General features: G+C 61.8%; 11 protein-coding genes. 8 read left to right on the top strand and 3 right to left on the bottom strand.

Annotated elements, in window-relative coordinates:
* Positions 1–82 precede the first annotated feature (82 nt).
* Positions 83–229, bottom strand: a complete 147-nt coding sequence (locus OES25_07215; protein ID MDH3627431.1) for a hypothetical protein — start codon at positions 227–229, stop codon at positions 83–85.
* Between the two features lie 157 nt (positions 230–386).
* Between OES25_07215 and OES25_07210 the strand changes: the two genes are divergently transcribed.
* From OES25_07210 to OES25_07180, 7 genes are all read left to right on the top strand, one after another.
* Positions 387–725, top strand: a complete 339-nt coding sequence (locus OES25_07210) for a DUF1820 family protein (protein ID MDH3627430.1) — start codon at positions 387–389, stop codon at positions 723–725.
* Between the two features lie 10 nt (positions 726–735).
* On the top strand, positions 736–1,167 hold the full coding sequence (locus tag OES25_07205; GenBank protein ID MDH3627429.1) for a GNAT family N-acetyltransferase: 432 nt from the start codon (positions 736–738) through the stop codon (positions 1,165–1,167).
* Between the two features lie 102 nt (positions 1,168–1,269).
* Positions 1,270–1,899 (top strand): transcriptional repressor LexA, encoded by a 630-nt coding sequence (gene lexA, locus OES25_07200; GenBank protein ID MDH3627428.1) that lies wholly within the window; start codon positions 1,270–1,272, stop codon positions 1,897–1,899.
* On the top strand, positions 1,889–2,533 hold the full coding sequence (locus OES25_07195; protein MDH3627427.1) for a recombinase A: 645 nt from the start codon (positions 1,889–1,891) through the stop codon (positions 2,531–2,533). The genes lexA and OES25_07195 overlap by 11 nt, the downstream gene beginning before the upstream one ends.
* Positions 2,511–4,034, top strand: a complete 1,524-nt coding sequence (locus OES25_07190; GenBank protein MDH3627426.1) for a DNA polymerase Y family protein — start codon at positions 2,511–2,513, stop codon at positions 4,032–4,034. Before OES25_07195 ends, OES25_07190 begins: the two co-directional genes overlap by 23 nt.
* Positions 4,035–7,121 carry an error-prone DNA polymerase gene (locus OES25_07185; GenBank protein ID MDH3627425.1) on the top strand — a complete coding sequence of 1,029 codons (3,087 nt, stop codon included), beginning with the start codon at positions 4,035–4,037 and terminating at the stop codon, positions 7,119–7,121.
* Positions 7,122–7,150: 29 nt separating this feature from the next.
* Positions 7,151–8,326, top strand: a complete 1,176-nt coding sequence (locus OES25_07180) for an AI-2E family transporter (protein ID MDH3627424.1) — start codon at positions 7,151–7,153, stop codon at positions 8,324–8,326.
* On the opposite strand, the gene dxs is transcribed toward OES25_07180, so the two are convergent.
* Complete coding sequence (gene dxs, locus OES25_07175) at positions 8,323–10,266, bottom strand: 1-deoxy-D-xylulose-5-phosphate synthase (protein ID MDH3627423.1); 1,944 nt, start codon at positions 10,264–10,266, stop codon at positions 8,323–8,325. The two genes, OES25_07180 and dxs, sit on opposite strands and share 4 nt — an antisense overlap.
* An 8-nt stretch (positions 10,267–10,274) precedes the next feature.
* Entirely contained in the window at positions 10,275–11,246 is a 972-nt protein-coding gene (locus OES25_07170) for a squalene/phytoene synthase family protein (GenBank protein ID MDH3627422.1), read from the bottom strand.
* A 95-nt stretch (positions 11,247–11,341) separates the two neighbouring features.
* Here OES25_07170 and OES25_07165 point away from each other — a divergent pair, with 95 nt between their 5' ends.
* On the top strand, positions 11,342–11,926 hold the full coding sequence (locus OES25_07165) for a TetR/AcrR family transcriptional regulator (GenBank protein MDH3627421.1): 585 nt from the start codon (positions 11,342–11,344) through the stop codon (positions 11,924–11,926).

Genomic DNA, 11,926 nt, shown 5'->3' with positions numbered 1-11,926 from the left:
CGGACCTGCAGAACCCGCAAGCGATTGGACCCGTCAGACTGAATTGGATTAGATTTGGAGGTCGAGGCGCGGACGAGAGACTCTAGCGAGTCATCTTCCCTTCACGGAGGCCAGGGCTCTGGAGATCGATGTCGATCACCTGCATGTAACCCTGTGCCGGGCCCATGATTTCCAGAACCTGACTGCTGGTCAGGGTGCGGATCGACGGTGTCTCATAACTCTTGATCATCACGACTCCCTTAGCGATAGACCTAATATATCGTCTAATCGGGATCGCGCCAAACTTTTTTAGCAGGAAACGAAGATATTTAAACCGACGGACCGGAAGAGTTAAAGAACCTCTGTCTGGGTTTTCCGGGTTTCGGCCGGTGGTATCCTGAGAGTCTATGAGCGAGCCGATTTACCGGGCCATTTTCCACAACCGTGGGGAGACCTACGAGGTGTTCGCCGAGAGTGTTCACCAGGGCGATCTGTTCGGGTTCGTCTGCATCGAGGGGCTGATCTTCGGCGAGCGGACCCAGGTGGTGGTCGATCCGGCGGAAGAACGACTCAAGACCGAGTTCGAGGGAGTGCAGCGGTTCTTCGTGCCGATGCACGCCATCGTTCGTATTGACCAGGTCCCCAAACGGGGGACGGCTCGCATCTCAAAGAAGGAGACGGGCGACGACAACGTGACCTCCTTCCCTTCGTCCCTTTACACCCCCCAGGACCCCACCAAGAGCTGAGGATTAATCGATGAAACTTCAGTGGATTCATGAAGAGCCGGCCCAGTGGGACGCGGACAAGCAGCGACTGATCGGCGACGCCGCCGAGGGTATCTTCGCCATGGCACCCCAGAGTCCCGGCGAGTTGGTGGCCGGCGAGTGGTGGCGTGTCGAGGCCGACGGCAAGACGGTCGGTTTCGGCTGGCTCGACACGGTCTGGGGAGATGCGGAGGTCCTGCTGGCCGTGGATCCGGAGAGCCGTCGGGGGGGAGTCGGTTCGTTCATCATGGAACAGCTGGCCCTGGAGGCCCACGGTCGGCAGTTGAACTATCTCTATAACGTGGTTCGCCCGACCCATCCGGATCGCGAATCTCTGAGGAACTGGTTGATCCAACGAGGCTTCAAGCCTTCCTCGGAGGACGATCAGACCCTGCGCCGGCTCGTCGCCCACAGCGACCGGTAGCCCACGAAAGAGTGCGACATTTTGGGCTCTTGACTTGTCTTGCGTCTTACCATACATTTGTATGGTATCGGGTCGAAACAAGATCACAGGAGCGACGCCGTCATGGGACGTACTCCAGCAGGGCAGACGCGGGAGCGGATCTACCGTTTTCTGCAAGAGCGGCTGCTGACCGGACAGCCACCGACGATCCGTGAGGTGCAACAGGCTTTCAAGTTCCGTTCGGTACAGACGGCGCGGGAACATCTTGAGGGGCTGGTGGCAGACGGTCGGTTGACCAAGCAAGCCGGCAAGTCCCGTGGTTATCGACTCCCTGCCGACCGGGAACCGTCGCCTTTGCAGTGGGTACCGCTACTGGGTCGTGTACAGGCCGGTGCACTGACCGAGGCCATCGAAGATCCCGATGGGTTTGTGCCGCTCTCTTCGTCTTACACCAAGACCTACACCACGCCCCTCTCTGGAGAGGACTACTTCGCGTTGCGTGTGGAAGGAGAAAGCATGATCGACGCCGGCATCCTTCCCGACGATATCGCCATCGTGCGTCGCCAGTCGACGGCTCGGTCCGGCGAGATCGTCGTCGCCATGGTGGGGGAAGAGGCGACGGTCAAGCGTCTTCGGTTGCGGGGACGACGTGTCGAGCTTCATCCGGAGAATCCAAGATTCAAGCCGATCGTTCCCGGCCCAGAGCCGGTGGTCGTGCTGGGCAAGGTGATGGAGATCCGACGTGAGTATTAGCCCCTCCGTCTTGGCGTCCACCTTGCCGTCTACCGTCCACCGAGGTCTGGAAGCGATCCAGGTTCCTGCCGAGTGGAAGCTGGCGGCCCTGACCGGTCGTTTTGCGGAGATCTCCGGTGGGCAGGCGACGGCGTCGCTGACCCTTGTCTTCCAACTGGTGTTGGAGGCCCAGCGGCAGGCAGAGCCGGTGGTCTGGATCGGTCATCGGCAGAGCGTCTTCTTTCCGCCGGACGCGGCACGCGCCGGTGTCGATCTTGAAGGGCTGCCTGTGGTCTGGGCGCCGGACGATCGTGCGGCAGCCCGGGCGACGGACTACGTCCTGCGTAGCGGGGCCTTCGGGCTGGTGCTTCTGGATCTGGGCGCTCGTCCCCGTCTACCGATTTCCGTGCAGACCCGTCTGGCGGGTCTGGCCAAACATCACGGGACGGCGCTGTTGTGCATCACGGAGAAGGAGGATCGCCAGCCCTCGGTCGGTTCCCTGATCTCGTTACGTGCCCATAGCGTTCGATCCCGTCGTCCCAGGCCGGAAGCTGCCGATCGTTTCCTGTGTGAACTACAAGTGCTAAAGGACAAGCGCCGAGGTCCGGGGTGGCATCACGAGGAGGTCTGCCGTGGACCGGAAGGCCTACTCTAGGATCGCCTGCGTCGACGTTCCGGAACTGCCATTGCAATGGCTGTTGCTGCAAAACCCCGACTGGCGTCAGCGACCGGTCGCCGTCGTCGATAGTGACCGTCCTCAGGGCGAGATCCTGTGGGTCAACGAACGGGCGCGGACACGACGGATCTTGCCGGGCATGCGTTACGCCGCGGCCCTCTCCCTGGCCGGTGATCTCCATGCATCGGTGGTGCCGGAACAAGAGATCCACACTACGATCCGTCGTCTGTCCGACAGGCTGCGCCGTTTTACGCCAAACGTAGAGCCGGCCGATCTTACCGAGTCTGCTGCCGCCGGCCTGTTCTGGTTGGATGCGTCGGGGTTGGAACGTCTCTACGACTCCCTGCATCGCTGGGGGAGCGAGGTGGAAGAGGCGTTGAAGGAAGAGGGGTATCAGGCTGCGGTGGTGGTCGGTTGGACCCGTTTCGGGAGCTATGCCCTGGCTCGTGTCCGACGGGATGTCAGCGTGTTGAAGGATGCGGAAGAAGAACGAGAGGCGGCCTGCCAGGTTCCCCTAGAACGGCTGTCGCTTCCGCCGGCATCGCGGGATGCGTTGGCTCGCCTGGGGATCACCACCGTCGGTGGCTTTCGTGACCTCCCGGGAGAGGGGGTCCAGAGTCGTTTCGACAAGACGACTCACCAGTTCCATCGGTTGGCCAGCGGCGATCTCCAGGTGCCGCTGCAGCCGGAACATCCTCGGCCACCGGCCGTCGAGAAGCTGATTCTGGAGCATCCCGAGAGTCACGTTGGACGTCTGATGGTTGGCATCCAACAGATGTTGCCATCGTTACTGGCCACGTTGGCCGGGCGGGCCCACGCGTTGACAGAGCTGCAGCTGGGGTTGCGTTTCGAACGACTGGGAGATCATCTGGAATCGATCCGCCCCGCGGCCCCGACCCTGGACGCACCCCAACTTCTGGAACTGATCCGCTTGCGGCTCCAGGCTCTGCGGAAACTCCCGGATGTCGTCGTGGAGCTGGTGTTACTGGCCGGGGAGACCGAGGCCGCTCCACGGCAGTTACGTTTGTTTGCGGAGAACCCGAAGCGCGGCCTCGATGCGGTCAATCGAGCTCTGGCTCGTGTCCGTGCCGACCTGGGTGACAGGTCCGTGGTCCATGCACAGTTGCGAGAGGGTCACCTGCCGGAAGGTAGTTTTGGTTGGCAGCCGATCCAGCAGTTGAAACCGGCGAAGCCGGCAACCGCTCGCGGTGTCGACCTCCAACAGCTGGTCCGCCGGATTCAGGCTCGCCCGCTTCCTTTGCCTCTGCGGCCTCGTCACGAACCGGACGGTTGGATGCTGAAGGGACTCCAGCAAGGACCGGTGACCAAGGTGTCGGGCCCCTATGTGGTGTCTGGGGGGTGGTGGCAACGTGCGGTGCATCGCGAATACCACTTCGCGGAGACCCTCAAGGGAGAGTTGTTGTGGGTCTTCTTCGATCGTTACCGACGACGTTGGTTCCTGCAGGGTCGTGTGGAGTAGATGCAGGATTACATCCCGCTGTGGTGCAAGAGTCACTTCTCGTTTCTCGAAGGTGCCAGTCGTCCCGAAGAACTCGTCGATAGTTGTGGATCGCTGGGGTTGGAGGCGATGGCGCTGACCGACCGGGATGGTGTCTACGGCATCGTCGAGGCCCATATCAAGGCTCGAGAGCTGGGTGTCAAGTTGATCATCGGCTCGGAGGTCACCCTTGACGATGGCTCGACCCTGGTCTTGCTTGCGATGGACCGCGACGGGTACGCCAACCTTTGCAAGCTGATCACCGTCGGGCGACGTCGATGCGAGAAGGGACGAAGCGAGGTCGGCTGGCGAGAGGTCTGTTCCCATGCGGCGGGTTTAATCGCGTTGTGGGGTGGATCCCGCAGCCTGCTGGTCGGCCGTGCCGATCCGTTCTTCGTGATTCATGACCTGGTCGAGGCATTCGGGGATCGACTCTACGCCATGCTCGCCCGTCATCGTGACGCGCAGGAGGTAACCCACGAGGCACGACTCCGACAGCGTGCCGACAAGTTCAACATTCAGACCGTTGCGACTCATGAGGTGCTCTACCACAAGACCGCCCGACGGGATCTTCAGGATGTGATGACCTGTATCCGTCATGGGGTCAAGTTGACCGAGGCCGGCCGCCGAATCCAACCCAATGCGGAACATGCGCTCAAGTCGCCCCACAGTTTTTCCCGTCTGTTTCGTGACGTACCCGGTGCAGTGTTGCGTGCGCGGGAGGTGGCTCAGCGATGTCGGTTTTCTTTAGAGCGATTGCGTTATCGCTACCCATCCGAGCGACTCCCCGATGGTCAGACCTCCTCACAGTGGTTTCACACGTTGACCTGGCAGGGGGCACGGGAACGCTATGGTCAGGACCCCTCCTCCCGGGTGCGAGAGCAGGTTCAAAAGGAACTGGACCTGATCGACGAGCTGGACTACTGCGGTTACTTCCTGACGATGTGGGAGATCGTACGGTTTTGTCGTGAGCAGGGGATCCTCTGTCAGGGGCGAGGCTCGGCGGCCAACTCGGCGGTCTGCTATTGCCTGCGGATCACCGCCGTCGACCCGGTGCGGATGGGGCTGTTATTCGAGCGGTTCCTCTCTCGGGAAAGAGCCGAGCCACCGGATATCGACCTGGATATCGAGCATGAGCGGCGTGAAGAGGTGATCCAGCATGTCTACGAGAAGTACGGTCGTAGCCACGCAGCCATGGTGGCCAACTTCATCCGTTATCGGCCACGCTCCGCCGTCCGCGATGTGGGAAAGGTCCTGGGGGTCGCCGAGACGGCCCTGGATCGACTCTCGAAACTGCTACCCCACCATGGGGACGTTCCTCCGGAGACGTTGACCGAGGCCGGCCTGGATCCGGAGCTGCCACGTCATCGGCATCTGTTACGCCTGGCCACGGAGATCCAGGACTTTCCGCGCCATCTATCGATCCATCCCGGTGGTTTCTTGCTGGGTCACGAGCCGGTCTGCCACATCGTGCCGATCGAGAACGCCAGCATGGAGGACCGCACGGTTATCCAGTGGGACAAGGAGTGTCTTGAAGAGCTTGGGCTGTTCAAGGTCGACCTGCTGGGGCTCGGCGCCTTGCATCAGCTTCATCTTGGTTTCGATCTTCTGCGGCAGCATCACGATGAACATTACGAGATGGCGACGATCCCCGCCGACGACACACCGACCTTCGACATGATCTGTCGTGGCGAGACCGTCGGTGTGTTTCAGATCGAGAGTCGTGCGCAGATGGCGATGTTGCCACGCCTGAAACCACGGACCTACTACGACCTGGTCATCGAGGTCAGCATCGTACGTCCCGGCCCGATCACCGGCGGCATGGTCCATCCCTATCTGCGTCGTCGTTCGGGAGAAGAACCGGTGATCTATCCCCACGCATGCCTCGAACCGGTCCTGAAGAAAACATTGGGAGTGCCGTTGTTTCAGGAGCAGGTGATCCGACTGGCGATGGTCGCCGCCGACTACACCCCCGGCGAGGCCGATCAGTTGCGTCGTGACATGGCGGCGTGGAGAAAGTCCGGTCGTATCGAGCGACACAGAGAACGTCTCGTGCAGCGGATGACGTCCCGGGGGATCGAGCGAGAGTTCGCCGAGCGGGTCTTCGAGCAGATCCGTGGCTTCGGCGAGTACGGATTCCCGGAGAGCCATGCCGCCAGCTTCGCATTGATCGCCTATGCGACTGCCTGGATGCGTTGTCACTATCCGGATGCCTTTGCCTGCTCGTTGTTGAACGCCCAGCCGATGGGCTTCTACTCGCCTTCCACGATCCTCGAGGATGCGCGTCGCCAGGGAGTCGAGCTGCGCCCCATCGACGTGCTGCACAGCGATTGGGATTGCACGCTGGAATGGGTGCGGAAGGGACGGTTCGCCGTGCGTGTCGGATTGCGGTACGTCAAGGGACTGGCCCGCCCACAGGGAGAACGGATCCTACAGGCCCGTCATCGTCGACGCTGGTCGTCGGTGGCCATGTTTGTCGAGGACACCCGATTAGATCGTGGCACGCTGGGGCGATTGGCGGAATCCGGTGCGTTGCAACGACTGGAGGACAATCGACGCACGGTGTTGTGGGAGGTCCAGCGAACTCGAGACCCGGCTCGTGCGACGTCACTGCATCTACGTGAGCGGGCACCGGAACTTATCGAGCTGGATGCGTTGGAGACGATCCGTTGGGACTACCGCACCAGTCGTCATAGCACCCGCGGGCATCCACTGGAGCCTCTGCGGCCACGTTTTGAAGAGCAGGGACTTCCCGATGCGGGCACGGTCTCCTCGATGCCCGACGGACGACGGGTGCGCTATGCCGGGTTGGTGATCTGCCGTCAGCGACCGGGGACGGCATCCGGAGTCCTGTTCATGACCCTCGAGGACGAGACCGGTTTCGTCAATCTCGTGGTCTGGAGCAAGGTCTACGAGACGTTCCGTCTCCAGATCCGGACCGCAAGTTTCATCGGTGTCACCGGAAAACTGCAGGTGAAGGACGGTGTCACCCACCTGATCGCCGATACGTTCTGGACTCCGAAGATCGGCGCGGCACCGGCAGTGGTCGGCAGTCACGATTTTCACTGACGAGCGTCGCTTGCGGTAGACTTGCCGCCATGACCGAACCAACCGAGAAACGTCCCGAAGGGATGCGACCGATCGCCGGGCTCCATCTGGGTACCCGGCAGCGGGCGGCCCTCGCCGCGGCGATCACCATCGTCAGCGGCATCGTGATCCTCGGTGCACTGTTTGCAATCGGCTGGGTCCTCACCCAGTTCCTGCACCGCTTCTCAAACGTCTTCCTGCCGCTGGCGGTGGCCGGTGTGATCGCGATGTTACTGGCGCCTTACTACCACTGGCTGCGTCGCCGACTGAAGTTCCCGGCGGCTCTTGCGGTCGCGACGGTATTTCTGTCGATCTCGTTGCCCATCGCCGGGTTCGGCTGGTTCTTTGGCGCGGTGATGGTCGAGCAGATCTCCGACATGGTGATCCGTTTCCCCGCATGGCGTGAATCGATGGCCGAAGACCTCCAGGCACGCTGGCCGCAGATGAAACATTTCCTGGACGAGAACCCGTGGGGTCAACGGGCGCGAGAGGTATTAGAGGCGCAGCAGGAGACCGTCATCAACGGCCTGAGAGAGCTGAGCACCCGCGCGCTGACCGCTGGTATGGGGGTCTTCGGGTTCCTGGGTACGTTGGCGGCGTGGGCCGTCATGCCGGTCTACCTGGCGTACTTCCTCATCGCCGGAGCGCGGGTTCCGCGGGATCTCGAGAAGCTCTTTCCGTTCCTGAAGCCAACGACACGAAAGGACCTCGTCTACCTGATCAACGAATTCGTCGCGATCCTTGTCGCCTTCTTCCGGGGGCAATTCGTTATCGCGTTTCTGCAAGGGTTGCTCTACGCGATCGGATTCAGCGTCGTGGGGCTGCGGTACGGATTCATCCTCGGCATGATGCTGGGGCTCCTGAATATCATCCCTTATCTCGGCAACATCGTTGGACTGGCGATCTGTCTCCCGTTGGCCTACTTCCAGGCGGACGGTGGCGTGCTGCTGCTTGGACTGATCGCGATCATCTTCGTGATCGTTCAGTTGATCGAGGGCTATGTCTTGACGCCCAGGATCATGGGAAGCCAGACGGGGCTTCACCCGGTGGCGATCATCGTGGCGTTGTTCTTCTGGGGGACCGCTCTTCAGGGAATCCTGGGGATGATCCTGGCGATCCCGTTGACGGCATTTCTCGTGGTGTTCTGGCGGCTGGCCCGAAGACGCTACATCAAAGAGTTGATCTAGCGGGCTCCGAAACCAAGCGAGCGCTTGAGGCCGGCAAACGAACCGGAGGTCTGCTCCTTCTGACGACCGTCCAGGAGTCGTCGGACCCCGATTGCGATGCCGTCGGCGTCGATGCCGGCTTCGGCCAGCTGCTCGGACCGTGAACCCTGATAGATGAACTCATCGGGGAGTCCGCATCGATGGATGCGGTCCGCCGACAATCCGTGGCGGTTACATTCCTCGAGAACCGCAGCACCGAAGCCACCGGTCACGGCATGATCCTCCACCGTGAGGATGGGCGTTTCCGATTCGACCAGGGCGCGGATCAGCGCGACGTCGAGGGGTTTGGCAAAGCGTGCGTCATAGACCGCCGCAGAGATCCCTTCTCGCGCCAGCGTCTCGCGGGCTGCGAGAGCATCGTTGGCGGGGAATCCATAGGCCAGGATCGCGACGTCGTCGCCGGCCTCCAGAAGTTGGGCCTTCCCCAGCTCGAACGGAGAGACCGAGGCCTGGTGGGGCGACGAAGCCACGTTGTCGCGGGGGTAGCGCAGTGCCGACGGGCCACTATCGTGTCCCCGCAGAAACTCCATGGCAGCCGTCAATGTCGGTTCGTCCATCGCAGCGGTCAGAACCATATTCGGGAAGCTGCGAAGGAACGCCACGTCCAGGAATCCGTGATGGACGGCACCATCGCCGCCGACCAGCCCCGCGCGATCCATGCAGAGCCGAACCGGCAAGCCCTGGAGGGCCACCTCCTGAAAGACCTGGTCGAAGCCGCGCTGCATGAAGGTCGAATAGATCGTGACGAACGGCTTCAGGCCGGTCTTGGCCATCCCCGCGCACATGTCGATGGCGTGTTCCTCGGAGATGCCGACGTCCCAGGCTCGGTCGGGGAAGCGGGGGATGACGTGATTCAGTCCCGTTCCGTCGGGCATCCCGGACGTGACGGCGACCACCTTCTCGTCGCGTTCCATCAGTTCGATCAGTCTGTCGGCGTAGGCCGTTGTGAACGAACGACCGCTGGACTTCAGCTCTACGCGGCATCCACTGCGGGTGAACGGTTTCGGCGAGTGGAACGTGGTCGGATCCTCGGAGCTGAAATCGAAGCCTTTGCCCTTGACCGTCTTGACGTGAAGTAAGACGGGTCGGTCGATCTCCTTGACCTCACGGAGCATGTCGATCATCCCCGACAGGTCGTGGCCATCGATGGGTCCGACGCAAACCAATCCAAAGTGATCGAAGATGTGCGTGTGATCGAGGGCGGCCTTGGTGACCTCGCCCAGCCGATGGTAGATCTCCTCGACACTGTGACCGGCCGGCAGCTTCTTCAGCACCTGACGGGCCCGCTCCTTGAGGGTCGTGAATCGATGATCGACACGGATTCGATCGAAGTGGCTGGCAAGTGCACCCTGTGGTTTGCCGATTGACATGCCGTTGTCGTTGAGGACCACCAGGAACTGTCGCTTCAGGGTCCCGGCGTTGTTCAGTCCCTCCATCGCAACGCCATTGACGATGGAGGAATCTCCGACGAGGACCACACTCTTCCGATCGACCTCGCCGTTGATCTGATCGCCGCGGGCCATACCGAGCGCGGTCGAGACACCGGTTCCCGCATGGCCGACGCTGAAGAGATCGAAATCGCTCTCGCGGGGTTCGGGGAAACCCGCCATCCCATCTCTCTGTCGCAATCGATCCAGAAGCTCGACGCGCCCGGTCACAAGCTTGTGGGCGTAGCACTGATGGCCGACGTCGAACAGAAGTCGGTCATGGGAGAAATCGAAGACGTAGTGCAGGGCCAGGGTCAGTTCGACGACCCCCAGGTTGGGCGCCAGGTGGCCGCCACTCCGGGAGACCTGATTGCAGATGGCGTCCCGAATCTCCTGGGCTAGTTCGGTGAGTTGCTCGAGGGAGAGCCCCTTGAGCATCTCGGGCGTCAACTCTGGGGAAAGATGGTGGCTCATGGTTATCCTTATGTACGCTTAGCGTACAACATCCGTTCCAGCAAAGCAGGAATCGTTCCAAGACCCCGGGCCACCTGCAGGCGACCCACGAGGGCCATCACGGCCGCCCGTCCAATTTTCGATCCCGGGCCCTGTTCCTGGACACGTTTCAGTGTCGCGTGGGCAAGCAGGACCGGTAGGGCGTTGAATGCGAGTACCCCGGGCGCGGCACCCGCGTCGGACAGGACCTTCACGTAACGCGCGGCAGTCACGAGGTCGTCATGGGCCCGAGAAAAAATCTCGTCCCGCGGGATGCCGGCGGGGAGGTAGCGCCGCCCCTCGGCCGCGTCGCCATCGCTGTCCTTCAAGATGTTGACCAGTTGAAGCGCCTCGCCGAAGGTCGCCGCATCATCTCGCAGTTCTCCGGCCGCCGCGGCAAGCCCGGGGTTGCCGAGAATGAACAGTTCCGTGAGGAGCTCTCCGACGATTCCCGCAACGGCGTAACAGTAATCCTTGAGGTCCTGAAGCGATGTCAACTCCAGGTCGCCGTCCCGCTCGCGTTCCACGAACGACTGCATGCCCTTGATGGTTCGCTGGGTGTGGTCGATCACCGCCGACCGGGAGTTCTTGCGGAGCCCGACCAGCGTCTCGATCACCTCCGGGAGTCTCTCGAGAAGTTCCTGGTACCCCGCGTGGGGGTGAGGGGAGTCGTCATGCCAGCGGGTCGCCAGTTGAGCGGCACCGTCGGTGGTCGGGGCGTCGAGAAAGTCGGAAAACCGCGTCAGCTCGTCGAGTTTCTGCGGGCGGTCCCAGCGGTTCGAGTCCTCGAGGGTGTCGGCCACCCGGAACAGCAGATAGGCGACCGTGACCTCGCAGCGTGTGGGCTCGGGAAGCAACGGGATCGTGAGGGCGAAGGTTCGACTGCTGGCCGTCAGGAGGTGGTCGAGGGAGGGCGGCGTGGTCGGCCCGGTAGCAAAGTCTTCATCGGACACGAGATGCATCGTTCCTTTGTAGCATTGATCGTGAATAAATAGCCATTTCACACGAAAAACGTCGGCGATTAAAGTAAGCTAACCACACCCCGACAGCCCAACCGATGAACGAACTCAAGGAACGAATCGCCGCCGCCGCTCACGAGCTCTTTACCGAGCACGGACCGGAAGGTGTGTCGATGCGCAAAATCGCCCAGCAGGTCGGGGTGACCGCGCCTGCGATCTACCGTCACTACAAGGACAAGGGCGAGCTCCTCGACGGGATCATCAACGATGGCCTCGAGAAGCTGCAGTCTCGTCTGGCGCCGGCGCTGGAGGCGGCGACGCCGCTCGAACGGCTCCGTCGCATGGGCGACGCCTACCTCGATTTCGCGATTGAGCAGCCGACCTTCTTCGATTACGCATTCATGACTCCGAAACGGAGCAGTGGCTCGATCTCGGAAGAACTCCAACGCCACGATCGGCGGATCTTCCGACACGCCATCGAGCAGGTAACCCACTGCATCCATGACGGCACGTTCGGCCCCTCCGATCCCATCGAGGTCGCGATCCGGGTATGGTCGACCGTGCATGGTCTGATTACGCTGTTCCGCACGGGGCGTCTTGGTCTAGGCGATGACCAATTTCGCGAGACCTACCGCCGGACGGTCGATCAGATGCTTGCGGATCTTCGACCCCGCAACGATTGA

It is taken from the genome of Acidobacteriota bacterium (assembly GCA_029861955.1).
In the GTDB taxonomy this organism is placed as follows: Bacteria; Acidobacteriota; Polarisedimenticolia; order Polarisedimenticolales; family Polarisedimenticolaceae; genus JAOTYK01.
The sequence above is the reverse complement of the archived record's forward strand: the minus strand, read 5'-3'. Positions and strand labels throughout refer to the sequence as shown.